The organism is Lentzea cavernae (genome assembly GCF_014653695.1).
GTDB classification, from domain to species: Bacteria; Actinomycetota; Actinomycetes; order Mycobacteriales; family Pseudonocardiaceae; genus Lentzea; species Lentzea cavernae.
This window is the reverse complement of the sequence record NZ_BNAR01000001.1, coordinates 859,666-877,588: the sequence shown is the minus strand read 5'-3', so window position 1 is coordinate 877,588 and position 17,923 is coordinate 859,666. Positions and strand designations below refer to the sequence as shown.

Sequence of the window (17,923 nt, the reverse complement as noted above, 5' to 3'; positions counted from 1 at the left end):
CTGGCCCACAGGGTGGTGGGGATGTACCGACGCTTGTCCCGTTTGGCCGTCGCAACCTTGGTGCTCTCCGCGTTGTTCGTGCCCAACGCGTCGGCGCAGGCCGACGTGCCGATCGCCGACCCGCTGCCGACACCGGGCCCGTCCGGTGTCGGCCTGGAGCTGACCGAGGTCGCGCAGTTGCCGAAGTCGCAGCCCGTGCCACCGCCGACCGACACCAGACTGGTGCGCTACAACAGGATCAACTACCTCGGCGAGGTACCGGACGGCTCCGGCCGGATGTTCGTGCCCGACATGAACGGCAGGCTCTACCTGCTCGACGACGGCGTCCAGCACGCGTTCCTCGACCTGGGCGCGGCGGTCGGTCCCGACTTCCACACCCACCGCGGCCTGGGCAGCGGCTTCGGGTTCGCCGCGTTCCACCCGGACTTCCGGCGCAACGGCAAGTTCTACACCGTGCACACCGAGACCGGGTCCGCGCTGACGACCAAGAAGCCGGACCTGCCCTCACCCGGCACCACCGAGGTGCACGGCGTGATCACCGAGTGGACGGCCTCCGACCCGCGTGCGGACGTCTTCGCCGGCACCCACCGCGAGGTGCTGCGGGTGGGCTTCGCGTCGTTCATCCACGGCTTCCAGGAGATCGGCTTCAACCCGACCGCGCGCCGGTGGGACGAGGACCACCACCTGCTCTACATCGCCTCCGGTGACGGCGGCATCGGCTTCTCGACGACCGTGCCGCAGGACCTCTCGCTGCCCCAGGGCAAGATCCTGCGCATCGACCCCGCCGGCACGAACGGCGTGAACGGCCGGTACGGCGTCCCTCGCTCGAACCCGTTCGTGAGCAGGGCGGGCGCGCTGGGGGAGATCTACTCGTACGGCATGCGCGACCCGTACCGCTTCAGCTGGGACCCGGTGACGCGCCGGATGTTCCTCGGGCACATCGGTGAGAAGGCCGTGGACGCGGTGTACGAGGTCCGCAAGGGCGCCAACCTGGGCTGGAGCGAACGCGAGGGCATCTGGGAGTACCGGCGCGGAGACCCGTCGTGCGGCGTGTTCCCGCTGCCCGCCGACGACGCGAAGTACGGCTTCACCTACCCGGTGACGGCCTTCGACCACAACCGCACCTCCGCCCAGCGCCCCTGCGCGGACAGCGGCAACGCGCTGATGGGCGGCTTCGTCTACCGCGGCACGAAGATCCCTTCGTTGCGCGGCAAGTACATCTACGGCGAGGGCGTCAAAGGACTGCTCTACGTCGCCGACGAACGCGAGATGCGCGCCGGCCGCCCGATGGCCGTGACGGGCGAGCTGATGGTCTACGCCCACGGCCAGTTGACGACCATGAAGGACCTGGTCGGCGACCCGAACCGCGTCGACCTGCGCTTCGGCCAGGACGCCGAGGGCGAGCTCTACGTGCTGGCCAAGGCGAACGGCAAGATCTGGAAGGTCACGGGCGCCCGCACCTTCGCCTCCTGCCGCTCCGGCCACGACTTCGTCGCGGGAGCGGGCAACGCGGGTTCCTGGCAACCGGTGACACCGGCGCTGTGGCAGTTCCCCGGCCGCGAGGTCGTGCTCGCCGAACCCGGCGCGGCCCGCCCAGGCCCGCGCCGCCCGTTCGAGTACGCGGTGCTGCGCAAGGGACCGGCGTTCGGCACGGTGCAGGTCGACGCCTCCGTGCGGCTGGACACCCCCGTCGCGGAGTCCAACCGGGACGTGATCATCGTGTTCGGCCACCGCTCCGACACCGAGTTCTACTACGCGCACCTCTCGTCGGACAACAAGATCTACCCGCACAACGGCATCTTCGTCGTGAACAACGCCGACCGCCTGCGCCTCGACCACCAGTGGGACGCCGTGCGCTCCGTTGGCGCACCCCCTGCCGTCACCGACACGGCATGGCACCGCGTGCGGGTCAAGCACTGCACCGACTCCGGCGAGATCGCCGTCTACGTGGACGGATCGCCGCACCCGGTGATGACCGCCGTGGACAGGACGTTCACCTCGGGCCGCGTGGGCTTCGGCTCGTTCGACAACATCGGCAGGCTCCGCGACCTGCGCGTGCAGGGCCAGGGCATCCGATGAGGGCGGCCGTCCTGGGTCTCGTCGCGCTGTTCGGCGTGGGACTGGCAGCACCGGCCCAGGCCACCTTCGGCCCGGTGCTCCCCTCCCTGACGCGCAACCTCGTGTCCTACTACGACTTCGAACACCCCGTACGCGGCGACAACGCCCTCGAACAAGACAGGGGCCGCTCGGGAACACCCCTGCAGCTGATCAACGGCGGCGCCGGCATGCGCGTGCGCGACGGAGCGTTCAGCCGGAACGCCTTGCAACTGGGGCAGATCAACCCCGCCACCGCGGGCAACGACGACTGGAAGGCGGGCCTGTACAGCGAAACCGGCGTGCCGACGCTGAAGGCGTTCAACGGCGCACGCCAGACGTCGATCATGGGCTGGGTGAAGATGTCGGGCCAGAACCCGGCCCCGAACTCGAACACACCCGACCCGGACGACCTCTACGGCGCGATCGGCCTGGCCGGCGTCCTGACCGGCGACTCCAACGGCCACGCCGTGCGCGCCCTGCTGGAACTGATCCAGGTCGACGGCGAGCTGAAGCTCGTCGCCCTGGCCCGGCGGCTCGACGGCGGCGACTCGCAGACGTTCGCGGCGACCGAGCAGTGGCAGAAGCTGTTGCCGCAGAACGAGTGGGTGTTCCTCGCGGCCACGTTCGACTTCGACACCGGCGCGATGGCCCTCTATCGCGACGGAAAGCCGTTGGAGGGCAGGTACGTCGCCGCCGGCGACCCGTGGAAGCTCGAAGGCGACCCGGAACCCGACCTCGCCTCGGCCACCGACCCGCGCGGGTACAAGATCGGCGGCAGCTACCCGCAGAACACCCGCGAGAACAACCCGTGCACCTGCCGGATGGACGGCCTGATGTTCCTCGACCGGGCCGTCCACCCGTGGGAGGTGACCCTCCAGCACCGCTGGGCTAGTCGAACACGGTGACGCCCTGGGCGGCCGGCTGCATCGTCCCGACCTTCGCCTCGCTCACCTTGAGCTTGGTCAGGTCCGCGATCGGCTGGCCGTCCGTCCCGATGAACGTCACCTTCACCGGCACCATGCCCGGCAGCTCGGCGGTCATCTCGTTGATGGCGAACGAGTTCGTGTCGTCATCGACGTCGAGCTGCACGCCGGCGAACGCGGTCTGGCCGGGCTGCAGGGTGATCGACGGGCCCTCGCCCGGCACGAGCTTCTGCTCGACCGGGATGGCGGCGGGCTCGTTCGCGGGGTTGGTGAAAGCGAGCTTCGGCCAGCCCTGGAACGTGATCGGCGCGCTGCCCTGGTTCGTCGCGGTGAGCAGGCCGAGGCCGGGCTTGCCCTGCATGGTCAGTTCGGCCTTCACCGCGGGCTGCTGCTTGTCGGCGACGCTCGACGCCGTGCTCGCCGTGGACGTGCCGGTGGTGGACGCCGCCTGGTCCTGGGGCGCGGGATCGGACCCTCCGCAGGCCGTGGCGCCGAGCGCGAGCGCGGCGGCGAGGATCGTGAGACGCATGCGTGGACCCCTTGTCCGTTCGGTGTTGATCTCCATCGAATAGCCGGGGGCAGGGGTCCCGCAAACGCGCGACGCTCGATCGGGTGTCAGAGGACGGCCAGGCGCACCGCCTTGGCCATCGCCTCGAAGCCCTTGTCGCCGGGGTGCAGGTGGTCGCCCTGGTCGTAGTCGGGGCGGATCCGCTGCGGGTCGGACGGGTCGCGGATGACCTGGTCGAAGTCCACCACGGCGTCGAAGTCGCGGCTGGTGCGGATGAACGAGTTCACGGCTTGGCGGACCTGCTCCAGTTCCTCGGTGTAGCTGTTCCAGCCCTTGAACGGTGTGATCGTCGCGCCGACGACCCGCAGTCCGCGGTCGTGCGACCGGGAGGCGATCTGCTTCAGGGCGGCGATGATCTTGGCCGGGTCGGTCTCGTGCGGGGTCTGCTGGATGTCGTTGATGCCCTCGAACACGATCACCGTGCGGACGCCGGACTGGGTGAGGACGTCGCGGTTCAGCCTGGCCTGGGCGTTGACGCCGGCCCCGCCGCCGTCGAGCAGGAGGCGGTTGCCGCTGATGCCCGCGTTCAGGACGCCGAGGCGGGTGTTGACGCGGTCTGCGAGCTGGTCCGGCCAGCGCAGGTTCGCGCCCCACGTCGAGTTGGCGCCGTCGGTGATCGAGTCGCCGAGCGCCACCACGCTGCCCTGCAACGTCGACGAGCGCACGTCGACGCCCGAGACGTAGTGCCAGTTCGTGGTGCGTTCGCGGAAGGCGGCGGCGGACTCGTCGGTGGTGTGGTTGCCGTCGCGGGTGAAGTACGAGTTCTGCATGGCCAGGCCGTGGTGCGTGACCGGGCCGCCGGGTTCGGGCGTGTAGACGCTCACCAGCAGGTCGGAGTCGGCGGGAACGGTCAGGGCCACGCCGTCGCTGACCACGTCGGCGCCGGGCGCGGCGATGATCGCCTGGGAGCCGCCGAACGTCAGCGTGCGCACGGTGCCGGGCAGCGCCAGGGGAGTGTCCGGGCCGGCCGCGCGGGCCACGGTGACCTGGCTGAACAGCACAGGGGTGCGGCCGAACGCGTTGGAGAGCCGGACGCGGATCTCCTTGCCGCCCGCGCTGACGTGCACGATGTTGCGGATCGTGAAGTTCGGATAGCCGTTGTCGGTGCCGGGGACCGCGGAGGACGGCGCGGCCGCCCACGTGCCCACCCATCTCGGTGGTGCGGCCTGTGCGGGAGAGGCCGCGGCCACGAGCAACGCCACTGCCAGCAGAAAGCGCGTCATGCCTTCGACCTTGGCAGCGCTCTCACGCGTCCGGTATCCGCCGATCTTCGGTTCTATGCTGGGGGCGTGTGGAACGGGGCTGAGTACCAGCGGAGGTTCGACTCGCTCGCCGAGTCCGGGGTGGACGTGCACGGGGAGGCGACCTTCGTGCGCGCGTTCGGGCCGGCCTCGGTGCTGGACGCCGGGTGCGGCACCGGGCGGGTCGGGATCGAGCTCGCGCGGCACGGCATCGAGGTGGTCGGGGCCGACCTCGACGAGTCGATGCTGGCGTACGCGCGTGAGCAGGCGCCGGACATCACGTGGGTGCGGTCCGACCTGGCGGAGCTCGACCTGGGACGGAAGTTCGACGTCGTCGTGATGGCGGGCAACGTGCCGCTGTTCACCCCGCCCGGCACGCAGGGCGCGCTCGTCGCGGGCGTCGCCAGGCACGTCGGGAACGTCCTGGTCGCCGGGTTCAGCGTGAACCGCGGCTACACGGTCGAGGACTACGACCGGCACTGCGCCGAGGCCGGGCTCGCGCTGGTCGAGCGGTTCGCGACCTGGGACCGGAAACCCTTCGAGGGCGGCGACTACGCGGTGACCGTGAGCCGGTACGCCTGAGCCGCGGCCTGCACGAAGTCACGGGTGAGCGGGTCGTCCTCGACCCACGCGATCACGACAGGGCTCGGCGCCATGTCGGCCAGCGGCACCACGACGAGTTCACCGAGGTCGTGGCCGAGCGGGGCCAGGCCGACGGAACCGTTCCACAGCACGGACTGCACGCACTCCTGGACCGCGCGGACGGTCGGGCCGCTGCGGGGTTTGCCGCCGTTCCAGTAGTTCCGCCAGATCTCGTCCGTGCCGTCCGGGAACTGGAACCAGTCGCGGCCCGCCAGGTCCTCGGTGGTGATCCGCTCGCGAGCGGCCAGCGGGTCGTCCGGCCGCAGGACCGCGCCGACGGGATCTTGGCGCAGGACCAGGGTCTTCAGGCCGCTCTCGTCGAACGGGCCGCGCGTCAGGGCCACGTCGACCTGGCCGGTCCGCAGTCCGCAGGTCGGGTCGGTCAGGTCGGTCTCGCGGACGCGGATCTCGACGTCCGGGCGTTTGCGCCGGAACGCCTCGGCCAGCCCGGTGGCGTGGTCGCCGAGCATGCCGACGGTGATCGTCGTGCGCGCGAGCTTCGCGCGGATGCGGTCGGCGTGCTCGAGCAGGGCCTTCGCCTCGGCCAGCAGGACGTGGCCCGCGCCGGTCAGCGCGACGCCGGCGGGGGAGCGGTGCAGCAGGGTGGTGCCCAGCTCGTTCTCGAGCTGCTTGATCGCCCGGCTCAGCGGCGGCTGGCTCAGGTGCAGTCGCCGCGCGGCACGGCCGAAGTGCAGCTCCTCGGCGACCGCAACGAAGTAGCGCAGGGTCCGCAGCTCCATGATCAGGCACGATACTCGCGCGGTATCGGGCTTGCGCAGACGGTCTTGGACGCGTGAGCCGCCCGCGGGTGGAGTGGGGAGCATGAACCTCCCAGACCCCGCAGTCCAGCTCTCCGGCGCCGTCGAGGTCGCCCCGGACGTGCTGGTGATCCCCAACGAGCACGTCGGCCTGGTGCCCAACATCGGGATCATCGGCGGCACGGACGCGGTTCTCGTGGTGGACACGGGACTCGGCCTCGCCAACGCGTCGGACGTCCGGAAGTTCGCCGAGGAGGTGGCCCGCGGGCGGCGGGTGCACCTGACGACGACGCACTTCCACCCCGAGCACGCGTTCGGCGCGTCGGTGTTCGAGGACTCCTACCTGGTGAACCGGGCGCAGGCGGACGACCTGCGCCGCAAGGGAACCGGCTACCTGGAGATGTTCCGCGGCTTCGGCGGGGCGGTCGCCGAACGGCTGGCCGGCGTCGAGGTGCCGGCGCCGGACCTCGTGTTCGACGACGTCCACGCGCTCGACCTCGGCGGCCGGACCGTGCTGCTGCGGCCGACCGGGCGCGGGCACACGCTGGGCGACCAGGTGGTGGAGGTGCCGGACGCGGGCGTGCTGTTCACCGGCGACCTGGCCGAGACCGGGCAGTTCGCGATCTTCCCGTGGTTGCCGCCGCACGACACCGACGTCTCCGGCCTGGCGTGGATCGGCGTGATGGACGGGCTGATCGCCGCTCAGCCCCGGATCGTGGTGCCGGGACACGGGTCCGTGGGCGACATCGCGGTGCTGCAAGGGGTTCGGGACTACCTGGGGGAGTTGCGGGACGAGACGTGGCGCCGGCGCGACTCCGCGATGGAGCTGGACGAGATCGTGGCCGAGGTGCGGGCGGTGCTGGTCGAGCGGCATCCGGAGTGGACGGGACAGGAGTGGATCGCGCCGGGCGTGAGCTGTCTGTGCGCCGAGGCGTCACAGGCGGGTTGAGGCGATCGCCCGGGTGACCGCGGTGACCGGTGGCGTGGCGGTGCCGGGCAGCCGCGCCACGAGAACGCGGCGGATCTCGGGCGGTGCGCCCTCGACCCGCAGGAACACCAGGCCGGGAGGCGCGACCTGCGCGAAGCCCTCCGGGACCGTCGTGACGCCGCAGTCGACGGCGACCAGGTGCAGCTTCGTCAGCCAGTCCCGTGCGCTGTGCACGACGCGGGCTCGCCCCGGCAGGCCCGGCCAGACCCCGAGCAACGGCTCGGCGCTCGACGAGGGACTGGCGATCCAGGGCACGTCGACGAGTTCGTCGGCGTGCACGGACGTGCGGCCCGCGAACACCCCGGTGGCCGAAGCCGCCACGAGGAGCTCGACGTCCTCGACCGTCGTGAGGTGCAGGCGCGGCGATTCGCCGTCCGGTGGCCGGTGGGGCGGGCGCGACGTGAGCACGGCGAGGTCGATCGAGCCGCCGCGCAACGCCCGGACCAGGCCGGGCGTGGTGCCCTCGCGGGTGTTGACCTGCACCCGGGGCGCCGTCCTCGCGAGCCGGGCGAGCGCGGCGGGCAGGACCACCGGTCCGGCGCTCGGGACCAGTCCCAGGCGCACCAGTTCCGTGCGGGGCGCCTCACCGGTCAGGTCACGTCCGGCCGCGTCCACCGACTCGAGGATCGTCCGGGCGTGGCGCAGCAGCGTCAGCCCGGGCGGGGTGAGGCGGACCCCGTCGGTCCGGCGTTCGAACAGGGTGGCGCCGGCGCTGCGTTCCAGTGCGATCGCCTGGCGCGAGACCGCGGACTGCGTGTAGCCCAGCTGTGCGGCGGCCGCGGTGAAGCTGCCCGACTCGGCGATCTGGCAGAGCACCCGGAGGCTCGCACTCGACAGGTCCATGCCGACCAGGCATACCAGAGATGCCGGATCTTCGCTTCCCGCATGCCCCCGCCGTGCCTAGCGTGGCGGGGAACGACAGAAGGGCTTTCCCATGCGTGCAGCGACATTGACGGCGTTCGGCTCCCCGCTCGTGGTGGACGACGTGCCCGACCCGGAGGCCGGCGGAGGTGAGGTGCTGGTCGAGGTCCTGGCGACCTGCGTGCCGCCGTACGCCGCCGAGGTGTTCAGCGGGGAACGGCGCTACCCGCTGGAACCACCGGTCGTGCCCGGCGTCGGCGGCATCGGCCGGGTGGTGAGCGCGGGACCCGACGCGACCAGGCTGCGGGCGGGCGACCTGGTGTGGTGCGACTCGACGGTCCGCGCCCGCGACGACGCCCTGACGCCCGACATCACGTTGCAGGGCTGGAGCTCCCGGGGCGAGGGCGGCGCGCGGCTGGCCCGGTACCTGCACGACGGGACGTTCGCCGAACTCGTGCGGGTGCCCACCGAGAACGCCCATCGCCTGCCCGCCGGGGCCGATCCCGCGCGCTGGTCCGCCCTCGGTGTGCACACCATCCCGTACGGCGGGCTGCTGGCCGGGCGGCTCGAGGCAGGGGAGACGGTGCTGGTCAGCGGGGCGACCGGCAACCTCGGCAGCAGCGCGGTGGCCGTCGCGCTCGCGATGGGCGCCGGGCACGTGGTGACCCCGGGACGCAACCGGGCCGTCCTCGACCTGCTGGCCGACCGGTTCGGCGCACGGGTGAGCCCTGTCGAGCTCACCGGGGACGAGGACGCCGACCGCTCCGCGATGGCCGCCAGCGGTCCCGTCGACCTGGTGCTCGACCTCCTGCCGCCCCAGGCGCCGAGTTCGGTGGCCCGTGCGGCCGCCATGACGGTGCGCGAACACGGGCGCGTCGTGCTGATGGGCGGCGTCGGCATGCTCGGCGGCGACGACCTGGCACTGCCCTACCCGTGGATCATGCGCAACTCGGTGACCGTGCGCGGGCAGTGGATGTACCCGCGCACGGCGAACACCGGCATGATCCGGCTCGTTGCGACGGGAGCCCTGGACCTGGCTCCCGAACGCATCACCCGGTTCGCCCTGGAGGAGGTCAACGACGCCGTCGCCCACGCGGCAGCCCACGGCGGGCCCTTCGACCGCACCGTTCTCACACCAGCGGGATGATGTGCTCGATAGCTTCAGTGTTGGCTAAATGTAGTCCTCGCCGAGGTGCTCGCGGATGACCTTCTTGGGCACGCACAGGACCCAGGCGCCGATGACGAGCTCGGTCATCTCCTCGACGTCCAGTTCGGCCATCGAGGCGTGCACCCACTGGAAGCGCATGTCGGACGTGCTGGGGAACGCGAACTTGACGGGGTCGCTCGCGACGAGCGCCTCCCGTTCCTCGCGCGGGTAGCCGAAGCCCAGCACCGTCTCGTCGCGGGAGAGGGCGGCGTAGACGATCTGGCCCACGCGGAACTTCACGCGGTCGCGGATGAGGTGCTCGGTGGTGCGCGGCAGCGTCAGTGCTACCGCACGGATGTCGGCGACGGTGACCATCGGTTCATCCTGCCGGACACGCTTCGTCGATGGACTCACTTCAGGCAAATTCGGCAAATCAAAGCAAACCGGACAATGGTGATCAAGAACGCTTTCGTTCTTCAATTACCGCGCTCGATTCGATGCGTCTCAATTCGAATTTGCGCAGTCAACGAATCTGGGTGGAAAACCGCTTTTCGCCAGTGATTTGCAGTTGGCTGACCTGCATCGGAGCACGTTGCGGCGCTGAATCAGTCCAGCGGCGTGCTGGGTGGTTCGCGGGGAATAAAGGTGGTCGCTGAGAGCGCGACCACACTCCACTTCCCCATTTCACCCGATCGGGTGAAAAGTAACGCCATGAACCTCAAGCGGTCCCTTCCGGCTGTTCTTCCGCTCGTGCTCACCGCGGCTTTCTTCGCGGGTGGCCCGGCGGAGTCGGCGACACCGAAGCAAAGCCCCGTCAACGTCACGCCGAACGCGATCCGGTTCGACCCGCACGCGCCGAAGCTCGACGTGTCCTACGGGCGCTCCGCCCTGGAGTTGAAGTACATCCGCAAGGACGCCGACCAGGACAACGGCTGCACGACCCGCGGTCACGAGGAGACGGAGGAGGCGGAGGTCGAGCCCGGAGCGGGCCACGTCACCGTCGCCGGTACGAGATACGACCTCGTGCAGTTCCACTTCCACACGCCGTCCGAGCACCAGTTCGGCGGCCGGAACACCCCGCTCGAGATGCACCTCGTGCACCGCAGCGCCGCCGGCAAGCTGCTGGTGGTCGGCGTTCCGCTGGTCGTCGGCTCGCACTCCGTCGTGGACGACGTGCTGGCGAGGCTCTCGCCCGAGTGCGGCGCTCCGGTCGACGTCGAGCCCATCGACCTCAACCGGTTGCTGCCCTCGGGTCACCACACGCTGCACTACACCGGCTCGCTCACCACGGCGCCGTTCACCGAGGGCGTCGAGTGGTACCTCACCGGCGAGCAGCACGTGACGGCCGCGACGATCGCGCGGTTCAAGGGGCTGTTCACCGCGGGCAACGCCCGTGCGACGCAGCCGCTCAACGGCCGCACGCTGGTGGACGTGCCGCGCATCTGAAACCGCCGGAAGGCCGGTCCCGCGAGTCGGGGCCGGCCTTTGCCGTGCGCAGGGGGCGTGACGCGCTTCACCGATACAGAAGTCGTCTGCAATTGCCCGCGTGTGCAACTATTGCTCACGCGGACAACCTACGACTTCAAGGACTGTGTGACATGCCTGTCGCTCTGCTCGCCCTCGCGATCAGCGCCTTCGCCATCGGCACGACCGAGTTCGTGATCATGGGCCTGCTGCCCGAGGTGGCGGGTGACCTCGGCGTCTCGATCCCGAGCGCGGGTCTGCTGATCTCCGGTTACGCGCTCGGTGTCGTGGTCGGCGCGCCGTTGCTGACCGTGCTCGGCGGACGCCTGCCGCGCAAGAAGATGCTCCTCGGACTGATGGTGCTGTTCATCGCCGGCAACCTGGTCTCCGCGCTCGCGGACACCTACGGCCTGTTGATGACCGGACGCGTGGTCGCGGCACTGGCCCACGGCGCGTTCTTCGGCATCGGCTCGGTCGTCGCCGCTGATCTCGTCGCGCCGCAACGCAGGGCGAGCGCCATTGCGTTGATGTTCACCGGTCTGACCGTGGCGAACGTTCTGGGCGTGCCGATGGGCACGGCCCTCGGCCAGGCGCTGGGCTGGCGTTCGACGTTCTGGGCCGTGACGGCGCTCGGGGTGATCGGCCTGCTCGGCATCGTGTTCCTGGTGCCGCGTCAGGAAGCGCGGCAGGGCGACCTCCGCGGCGAACTCGCCGTGTTCCGCAACCCGCAGGTGTGGCTCGCGCTGCTGATGACCGCGTTCGGCTTCGCGGGCGTGTTCGCGTCGTTCACCTACATTGCGCCGATGATGACCGAGGTCGCGGGCTTCTCGTCCGGTGCCGTGACGTGGTTGCTGGTGCTGTTCGGCGTCGGCCTGTTCGCGGGCAACCTGCTCGGCGGCAAGGCGGGGGACCGGTCGGTGATGAAGAGCGTCGTCGTCATCCTGATCTCACTGGCCGCCGTGCTGACGGCGTTCGTGTTCACCGCGCACTCGCCCGTGCTCGCCGCCATCACGATCGTGCTGTTCGGCGCGGCGGGGTTCGCGACGGTGCCGCCGTTGCAGATTCGGGTCATGCAGACCGCGCAGGGCGCGCCCGCGCTGGCGAGCGCGGCGAACATCGCGGCGTTCAACCTCGGCAACGCCGGTGGCGCGTGGCTCGGCGGTCTCGCGATCGAGCGCGGCCTTGGCTACACCTCGCCGAACTGGATCGGAGCGCTGCTGGCGGTCGGCGGCCTGGTGGTGGCGGTCGTGTCGATCCTGCTCGACCGGCGTGTGAGCAGCGGCACCGGCGCAGGGGCTTCTGAAGCGCGTCAGAAAGACCGTAAAATGGTTCCACTAGCTAACTAGCGCCGCGACCCCTCGCTCGGCGGGGGCATCCCGGCACCGGCCCACGCCCGCGGCCGACCAGGCCGTGGACGCGGAACCAGCACCACGACGCACCTGTCCGATCGCCGAACGCGGGGCAAGACCGCCGTCGCGGCACCAGTGCTCCTGCTACCACCAGCCACGAGGAAGCCTTGAACACCACCCGCGCCATGACCGCTCTCGCGCTCGGCGGGTTCGGCATCGGTACGACCGAGTTCGCGACCATGGGCCTGCTGCCCCAGATCGCGGAGACCTTCGGCATCCCCGACTACGAGGCCGGCAACGCGATCAGCCTCTACGCCGCCGGTGTCGTCGTCGGCGCGCCGCTGATCGCCGTGCTCGGCGCCAAGCTGCCGCGCAAGGGCATGCTGATCGGCCTGATGCTCGCGGTCGCCCTGGGCAACGGTCTGTCGGCCGCCGCCCAGGACAAGGGCCTCCTGCTCCTCGCCCGGTTCGTGGCAGGGCTGCCGCACGGCGCGTTCTTCGGCATCGCGGCCGTCGTCGCCGCCACGCTCGTCGCTCCCGAACGGCGTGGCACGGCTGTGGCGCGCGTGATGGTCGGTCTGACCGTGGCGAACCTCGTGGGCGTACCGCTCGCCACGGCGGCAGGGCAGCAGATCGGGTGGCGCACGGCGTACCTGGCGGTCGCGGTGATCGCCGTGATCACCGCGCTGGCCATCGCGGCGTGGGTGCCGCGCGTGCCGAAGGTCGAGGGCGCGTCGATGAAGGGCGAGGTCCGCGCGTTCGGCCGCCCGACGGTGTGGTTCGCGATCTTCACCGGCATGATCGGCTTCGGCGGCATGTTCGCCGTCTACTCCTACGTCGCCCCGCTGACCACCGAGGTCGCCGGGCTGCCGCAGAGCGCGGTGCCGTGGATCCTCGCGGTGTTCGGCCTCGGCATGACGCTCGGCGCGACGTTCGGCGGCCGGTTCGTGGACCGGTCCTCAATGGGATCGGTGTTCGGCGGCCTGATCGCCGTCTGCGTGATCCTGGTGCTGCTGGGGCTCACCGCGAGCGTCCCGGTGCTCCTGTTCGCCTTCCTGTTCCTGCTGGGCTTCACCATCCAGATCCTCGCGGCGGCCCTGCAGATCAGGCTGATGGACGCCTCCCCGGACGCGCCGTCGCTCGCGGCCTCGTCCAACCACTCGTCGCTCAACGTCGCGAACGGCGCGGGCGCGTGGCTCGGCGGCCTCGCCATCGCGGCGGGCTGGGGCTACACCTCGACGGCGTGGGTCGGTGTGGCGCTGTCGCTGGCCGGTCTGGCGATCGCCGTGGCGTCGGTGCTCTACGAACGGCGTGCTTTGACGCGGGAGACCACGAACCAGACGATGGCGATGGCCAGCGCGGCCAGCACCACGATCGAGACCCAGCCCAGGTAGCGGTCGACGAGCTCGTAGTTGTCGCCGAGCGCGTACCCGGCGAGGATCAGCGCGGAGTTCCACAGCAGGCTGCCCGCCGCGGTGTAGAGCGTGAACTTCACGATCGGCATCCCGGACACCCCGGCGGGGATCGAGATCAGGCTCCGCACGACCGGCACCATCCGGCCGATGAACACGGCCTTGTTGCCGTGCTTGTCGAACCACTCGTCGGCCTTGTCCACATCGGACGCGGTGACGAACGGGATCTTGTCGGCGACCTTGCGCAGCCGTTCGAGACCGAGCCACGTGCCCAGCCCGTAGAGCACGAGCGCGCCGACGACCGACCCGGCCGTGGTCCACAGGATCGCGGCGACCAGCGAGATCTTGCCCTGGCCCGCGGTGAACCCGGCCAGGGGCAGGATCACCTCGCTCGGGATCGGCGGGAACACGTTCTCCAGTGCGACCGCGATGCCCGCGCCGGGCGAGCCCAGCGCCTCCATCAGCCGAGTGATCCACTCCATGGTTGTCGAATTACCCGTTTTGCCCCGGCTTCCAACCTCACAACCCACCCGAGTACCCCGGAGTGGGCCGGGTGGCTCGCCCGGCACGCGGAGGTCTACCGTTGTTCGCCTTCCCTTCATGGAGGTCGACGGTGCGAGGCGCGATCGCGGCGGGCCACCCGCTCACCGCACAGGCGGGCGCGGCGATGCTGCGCGCCGGTGGCAACGCCGTGGACGCGGCCGTCGCGGCGATGCTCACGTCGTGCGTCACCGAGCCGTTGCTGACCGGGCTCGGGTCGGCCGGGTACATGCTGATCGCGCCGGCCGGGGAAACCCCTGTGCTGCTGGACTTCTCGGCCGTGGCCCCGGGCCGTGGGCGGACGGGAGACCGCGCCCCGCTCGACCCCATCACCGTCCACTTCGGCGACGCGCAGCAGGAGTTCCACGTGGGACCGTCCTCGGTCGCCGCGTACGGGATGCCCGCCGGAGCCGCGAAGGCCGCCGCCTACGGCCGGGCGCCACTGGACGAGCTCGTCGCCGCGGCGGTGACGCACGCCCGTGAAGGCCACCGGGTGAACCGGTACCAGGCCTACGTGACGTCGTTGCTGCTGCCGCTCGCCCGCAGCGCGCGCCTCAGCGCGTTGGAGGAAGGCGAACTCCTCGTCCAGCCCGAACTCGCCGAGGCCCTGGAACGTCTGGGCCGCGACGGCGCGCAGCCGTTCTACACCGGCGACATCGCGGCGGCGGTCACCGACTGGATCGGGAGCAGGGGCGGCGACCTCACCCGAGCCGACCTCGAAGCGTACGAAGCCGTCCGGCGCGAACCGTTGCACGTGCGGCATCGCGGCCGTGACATCCACACGAACCCGCCGCCCGCGGCGGGCGGCGCGTTGCTCACGCAGATGCTGGAAGCGTTGCCGGACAACCCCTCGCAGCAGGACCTGATCCGCGCGCTCGCCACCCCGAAGACGCACCTGAACCGCCTCGGCTCCACCACGCACATCTCCGTGCTCGACGCGGACGGCACCGCGTGCAGCGTCACGACCACGAACGGCGCGGGATCGGGGATCTCGATCGCCGGGGTGCACCTGAACAACATGATGGGGGAGGAGGACCTGTCGCCCGACGGGTTCTTCAGCCACGCGCCCGGCGACCGGCTGCCGTCGATGATGGCGCCGACCGCGGTGACGCACGACGGCCGGACCGAACTGGTGCTCGGCAGCGCCGGGTCGAGCCGGATCTGCGGCGCGATCCTGCAGGTGCTCGTGAACGTCCTGGACCGCGGAATGCCGGCCCAGGATGCGGTCGATGCGCCCCGGATGCACTTGAGCGGGGACCACCTCCACGTAGAACCGGGAATTCGACCGGAAAGTGAATTGCCGGTCACCCGGTTCCGCGCGCCGAACATGTTCTTCGGTGGGTGCCAGGTGGTCGAAATGACCGAATCAGGCCTGCTCAGGGGTGGTGCAGATCACCGCCGCGACGGTGCTGTCGTCGTTGTGTGAGATGTTGCCCGCATAATGGGATAACTGGTTTCCTGATTCGCGGATCAACCAGCACCATTGCGGGGTGACGGCACTCAGCGAGAGAACATCCTCGCCGCTCCTGTCCCGTACTTTCCTCCAACTCTCCGTCATCAGCGTCGTGTCCGGCGTGTCGATGGCGTTCGCGCTGCCGTTCGGCTCGCTGTTCCTCACCCAAGAGATCAAGGTCTCGCCGTTCCAGCTCGGCTTCTTCCTGATCGCGAGCCCGATCGCGTCGGTGGTCGCCAGCACGGTCATGGGCAGGCTCTCGGACGGGCGGGTGCAGCGCCGGTACATGCTCGCGGCGGGCGGTGTCGCCGGGGCGATCGGCTACGGCCTGTTCGCCGTGCTGCGCGACTACTGGTTCCTGCTCGGCACGTCCGTGGTGTTCATCGCGATCACGTCGTCGTTGCTGCCGCAGCTCTTCGCGTACGGGCGTCAGGTCTCCCGAGGGCCGTCGATGGTCGTCAGCGTCCTGCGCACGCTGCTCTCGGTCGCGTGGGTCGCCGGACCGCCGGTGGCCGCGTTGCTCGTCGCGAAGACGGGCTGGATCGGTCTGTTCGCCTCCACCGCCGTCCTGCAACTCGGTGTCGCGGTCCTCGCGCTCACGCTCCCGGTGCCGCCCGCTCAGGCGGAAGACGAGGCCGAGGAAGAAGAAGCGGCCGGTCCGGCACGCGGCGGCATGACGGTCGTCTCCGCCGCGTTCCTGTTCCTGCAGGGAGCCGTGGCGCTCTCGGTGAGCGGCCTGCCGTTGTTCGTGACGACCGAGCTCGGCGGCACCGCGGGCGACGCCGGGCTCGCGATGGGCCTGTGCGCGGCGCTGGAGATCCCGATGATGCTGTGGTTCGGGTCGCTCGCGAACCGGATGTCGCAGCACAGGCTCGTGCTCATCGGCGCGGCGATCTCGTTGAGCTACCACGGGTTGATGGTGTTCACCGAGTCCATCTGGCAGGTGATGGCCGCGCAGCTGCTGCACGCCACCGTCATCTCGTTGATCATGGGCGTGGGCATCACGTACTTCCAGAGCCTCGACCCCGGCAGGCCCGGCCACGCCACCACGATGTTCAGCAACACCCAGATCGTCGGCAGCATGGTCGCGGGCGCGTTGCTCGGCGTCTCGCAGGGGCTCGGCTTCCGCTGGGTCTACGGCTTCAGCCTGGCGATGTGCGTGTGCGGGCTCGCGCTGCTGCTGGCCGCGGGCAGGCTCACCGCACCGTCGAGGCGGTGACCTCCGGCTTCTCCCCGGTGCCGAGGTAGAAGATCCCCTTGACGGTCTCGAAACCGAGGCTCGGGTTGCGGTGCAGCGTGGAGCCCTCGACCGACATCGAGCCAGACCTGTCGTTGCTGACGAAGAACACCGCGCCACCGCCCTCGGCCGCCTGGTTGTCCTCGATCACCGAACCGGCGACGCGCAGCGTGAACGTGTTGCCGTCGTTGTAGATCGCGCCACCGCTGCCGCCGCCCGGCGTGCCCGCGCGCGCCGGGTTGGCGCCGCGGCCGATGGCCCTGTTGTTCTTCATCAGGCTGTTGAGCACGACCCACGACGCCCCGATGCTGCTCACCGCACCGCCGTTGGAACACACGCCGCCCTCGAACGTGCTGCCGGTGACGTGGACGGGCGTCCTGTCGGCGCGGGAGGTCACGCGGATCGCGGCACCGCCGAGGTCGGGGCCTTCGGCGTCGCACCTGTTGTTCGCGAAGCGGGTGTTCACGACCTTGAGCTGACCGCCGCGCACGATGATCGCGCCGCCGCCTCCGCCGTCGGCCGTGTCGCCGGTCGAGTTGCCGTCGGCGAGGGTGATGTTCTGGACCACCAGCCGCGGCCCGTTCTGGTCGAGCACCCGGCGCCGGCCCTGGCCGCTCAGCGTGACGCGGCCCCCGCCGTCGAGGACGACCCTCGTGCGGACCTTCGCGGTCGCGGCCATCGGGATGGTGTGCGGCTGCGCGCCGCAGTCGAAGGTGACGACTCCACCGGCGGCGACCGCGTCGGCGACGGCCTGCGACGTGCAGGTCGCGGGGGTGCCGGTGCCGATCACGCGAGTGGGCTTCGAGGTGTCCTCGGCGGCGGCCTCCGCCGGTACCGCGGCAGTGCCGGCCGGGTTGCCGAACCTCGCGGCGGCGGGAGGCGGGGGAGCGGTGCTGCTGCCCGGCGGGGTCGTCGTCACGATCGTGACGGTCTGGGACGTCGACGTCCGGGGTGGCGGCGGAGGCTGCGGTGCCGCGACGGGGGAACCGGGGACCGCCGTGCCGCAACCCGCCACGAGGGCGGCAAGCAGCACGACGGCCTGTCTGGCTGAGGGCATGGCGGGCACCCTAAGCGGACCGGGAGGGCTTGGCTACCGCTCCGGTGAACGGCGACCGGAGGCGGAAGTCGTTCTGCTCCAGGTCGTCTTCGCTTCAGATCTTGCGTCGATCGACGCCTTCTCCTGAACCGGTTTCGCCGCCCTGAAGTGCTATGAGATCAACGTGTGGCGCAGGTGTTCCCATCC

At 70.6% G+C, this 17,923-nt stretch carries 18 protein-coding genes; 11 read left to right on the top strand and 7 right to left on the bottom strand.

Features of this window, described 5'->3' with window-relative positions:
* Positions 1-21: 21 nt before the first annotated feature.
* The gene (locus IE307_RS03925; protein ID WP_191296025.1) at positions 22-2,079 is read left to right on the top strand and encodes a PQQ-dependent sugar dehydrogenase; all 2,058 of its coding nucleotides are present in this window, start codon (positions 22-24) and stop codon (positions 2,077-2,079) included.
* Positions 2,076-3,002 (top strand): LamG-like jellyroll fold domain-containing protein, encoded by a 927-nt coding sequence (locus tag IE307_RS03920; RefSeq protein WP_191296024.1) that lies wholly within the window; start codon positions 2,076-2,078, stop codon positions 3,000-3,002. The genes IE307_RS03925 and IE307_RS03920 overlap by 4 nt, the downstream gene beginning before the upstream one ends.
* Here IE307_RS03920 and IE307_RS03915 read toward each other — a convergent pair.
* Together IE307_RS03915 and IE307_RS03910 are read right to left on the bottom strand one after the other, a co-directional pair.
* Positions 2,986-3,549 (bottom strand): DUF4232 domain-containing protein, encoded by a 564-nt coding sequence (locus IE307_RS03915; protein ID WP_191296023.1) that lies wholly within the window; start codon positions 3,547-3,549, stop codon positions 2,986-2,988. The genes IE307_RS03920 and IE307_RS03915 overlap by 17 nt on opposite strands.
* A gap of 86 nt (positions 3,550-3,635) precedes the next feature.
* A complete protein-coding gene (locus IE307_RS03910; protein ID WP_191296022.1) occupies positions 3,636-4,811 on the bottom strand; it encodes an SGNH/GDSL hydrolase family protein in 1,176 nt (391 codons plus the stop codon).
* A 66-nt stretch (positions 4,812-4,877) separates the two neighbouring features.
* Here IE307_RS03910 and IE307_RS03905 point away from each other — a divergent pair, with 66 nt between their 5' ends.
* Positions 4,878-5,411, top strand: coding sequence for a class I SAM-dependent DNA methyltransferase (locus IE307_RS03905; protein WP_191296021.1), 534 nt, complete (start codon positions 4,878-4,880; stop codon positions 5,409-5,411).
* Here the strand turns inward: IE307_RS03905 and IE307_RS03900 are convergent.
* On the bottom strand, positions 5,381-6,211 hold the full coding sequence (locus tag IE307_RS03900) for a LysR family transcriptional regulator (protein WP_191296020.1): 831 nt from the start codon (positions 6,209-6,211) through the stop codon (positions 5,381-5,383). The two genes, IE307_RS03905 and IE307_RS03900, sit on opposite strands and share 31 nt — an antisense overlap.
* Before the next feature lie 82 nt (positions 6,212-6,293).
* Here IE307_RS03900 and IE307_RS03895 point away from each other — a divergent pair, with 82 nt between their 5' ends.
* The gene (locus IE307_RS03895; protein ID WP_191296019.1) at positions 6,294-7,178 is read left to right on the top strand and encodes an MBL fold metallo-hydrolase; all 885 of its coding nucleotides are present in this window, start codon (positions 6,294-6,296) and stop codon (positions 7,176-7,178) included.
* Here the strand turns inward: IE307_RS03895 and IE307_RS03890 are convergent.
* Entirely contained in the window at positions 7,164-8,060 is an 897-nt protein-coding gene (locus tag IE307_RS03890; protein ID WP_191296018.1) for a LysR family transcriptional regulator, read from the bottom strand. The genes IE307_RS03895 and IE307_RS03890 overlap by 15 nt on opposite strands.
* A 91-nt stretch (positions 8,061-8,151) precedes the next feature.
* On the opposite strand from IE307_RS03890, the gene IE307_RS03885 reads away from it, so the two are divergent.
* Entirely contained in the window at positions 8,152-9,225 is a 1,074-nt protein-coding gene (locus IE307_RS03885) for an alcohol dehydrogenase catalytic domain-containing protein (RefSeq protein WP_191296017.1), read from the top strand.
* A gap of 24 nt (positions 9,226-9,249) precedes the next feature.
* Here the strand turns inward: IE307_RS03885 and IE307_RS03880 are convergent, their stop codons facing one another.
* Positions 9,250-9,600, bottom strand: coding sequence for an MmcQ/YjbR family DNA-binding protein (locus tag IE307_RS03880; RefSeq protein ID WP_191296016.1), 351 nt, complete (start codon positions 9,598-9,600; stop codon positions 9,250-9,252).
* A 29-nt stretch (positions 9,601-9,629) separates the two neighbouring features.
* Between IE307_RS03880 and IE307_RS03875 the strand changes: the two genes are divergently transcribed.
* From IE307_RS03875 to IE307_RS03860, 4 genes are all read left to right on the top strand, one after another.
* Positions 9,630-9,881, top strand: a complete 252-nt coding sequence (locus IE307_RS03875; protein WP_191296015.1) for a hypothetical protein — start codon at positions 9,630-9,632, stop codon at positions 9,879-9,881.
* Between the two features lie 55 nt (positions 9,882-9,936).
* Entirely contained in the window at positions 9,937-10,671 is a 735-nt protein-coding gene (locus IE307_RS03870) for a carbonic anhydrase family protein (RefSeq protein ID WP_191296014.1), read from the top strand.
* A gap of 152 nt (positions 10,672-10,823) precedes the next feature.
* A complete protein-coding gene (locus IE307_RS03865; protein ID WP_191296013.1) occupies positions 10,824-12,035 on the top strand; it encodes an MFS transporter in 1,212 nt (403 codons plus the stop codon).
* A gap of 188 nt (positions 12,036-12,223) precedes the next feature.
* Positions 12,224-13,432, top strand: coding sequence for an MFS transporter (locus IE307_RS03860; protein ID WP_191296494.1), 1,209 nt, complete (start codon positions 12,224-12,226; stop codon positions 13,430-13,432).
* On the opposite strand, the gene IE307_RS03855 is transcribed toward IE307_RS03860, so the two are convergent.
* Positions 13,339-13,932 (bottom strand): DedA family protein, encoded by a 594-nt coding sequence (locus tag IE307_RS03855; RefSeq protein ID WP_191296012.1) that lies wholly within the window; start codon positions 13,930-13,932, stop codon positions 13,339-13,341. The genes IE307_RS03860 and IE307_RS03855 overlap by 94 nt on opposite strands.
* 131 nt (positions 13,933-14,063) lie before the next feature.
* Between IE307_RS03855 and IE307_RS03850 the strand changes: the two genes are divergently transcribed.
* Positions 14,064-15,416 (top strand): gamma-glutamyltransferase, encoded by a 1,353-nt coding sequence (locus tag IE307_RS03850; RefSeq protein ID WP_229904352.1) that lies wholly within the window; start codon positions 14,064-14,066, stop codon positions 15,414-15,416.
* 64 nt (positions 15,417-15,480) lie between these two features.
* Positions 15,481-16,662 carry an MFS transporter gene (locus tag IE307_RS03845; RefSeq protein WP_229904351.1) on the top strand — a complete coding sequence of 394 codons (1,182 nt, stop codon included), beginning with the start codon at positions 15,481-15,483 and terminating at the stop codon, positions 16,660-16,662.
* Here the strand turns inward: IE307_RS03845 and IE307_RS03840 are convergent.
* Complete coding sequence (locus IE307_RS03840) at positions 16,640-17,737, bottom strand: hypothetical protein (RefSeq protein ID WP_191296011.1); 1,098 nt, start codon at positions 17,735-17,737, stop codon at positions 16,640-16,642. The two genes, IE307_RS03845 and IE307_RS03840, sit on opposite strands and share 23 nt — an antisense overlap.
* Positions 17,738-17,923 lie beyond the last annotated feature (186 nt).

Coding starts and splice junctions, on each gene's coding strand:
- IE307_RS03925 (WP_191296025.1), top strand. CDS start 22: ATGTACCGACGCTTGTCCCGTTTGGCCGTCGCAACCTTGGTGCTCTCC.
- IE307_RS03880 (WP_191296016.1), bottom strand. CDS start 9,600: ATGGTCACCGTCGCCGACATCCGTGCGGTAGCACTGACGCTGCCGCGC.
- IE307_RS03855 (WP_191296012.1), bottom strand. CDS start 13,932: ATGGAGTGGATCACTCGGCTGATGGAGGCGCTGGGCTCGCCCGGCGCG.
- IE307_RS03870 (WP_191296014.1), top strand. CDS start 9,937: ATGAACCTCAAGCGGTCCCTTCCGGCTGTTCTTCCGCTCGTGCTCACC.
- IE307_RS03895 (WP_191296019.1), top strand. CDS start 6,294: ATGAACCTCCCAGACCCCGCAGTCCAGCTCTCCGGCGCCGTCGAGGTC.
- IE307_RS03840 (WP_191296011.1), bottom strand. CDS start 17,737: ATGCCCTCAGCCAGACAGGCCGTCGTGCTGCTTGCCGCCCTCGTGGCG.
- IE307_RS03865 (WP_191296013.1), top strand. CDS start 10,824: ATGCCTGTCGCTCTGCTCGCCCTCGCGATCAGCGCCTTCGCCATCGGC.
- IE307_RS03885 (WP_191296017.1), top strand. CDS start 8,152: ATGCGTGCAGCGACATTGACGGCGTTCGGCTCCCCGCTCGTGGTGGAC.
- IE307_RS03860 (WP_191296494.1), top strand. CDS start 12,224: ATGACCGCTCTCGCGCTCGGCGGGTTCGGCATCGGTACGACCGAGTTC.
- IE307_RS03890 (WP_191296018.1), bottom strand. CDS start 8,060: ATGGACCTGTCGAGTGCGAGCCTCCGGGTGCTCTGCCAGATCGCCGAG.
- IE307_RS03920 (WP_191296024.1), top strand. CDS start 2,076: ATGAGGGCGGCCGTCCTGGGTCTCGTCGCGCTGTTCGGCGTGGGACTG.
- IE307_RS03915 (WP_191296023.1), bottom strand. CDS start 3,549: ATGCGTCTCACGATCCTCGCCGCCGCGCTCGCGCTCGGCGCCACGGCC.
- IE307_RS03910 (WP_191296022.1), bottom strand. CDS start 4,811: ATGACGCGCTTTCTGCTGGCAGTGGCGTTGCTCGTGGCCGCGGCCTCT.
- IE307_RS03875 (WP_191296015.1), top strand. CDS start 9,630: ATGGACTCACTTCAGGCAAATTCGGCAAATCAAAGCAAACCGGACAAT.
- IE307_RS03900 (WP_191296020.1), bottom strand. CDS start 6,211: ATGGAGCTGCGGACCCTGCGCTACTTCGTTGCGGTCGCCGAGGAGCTG.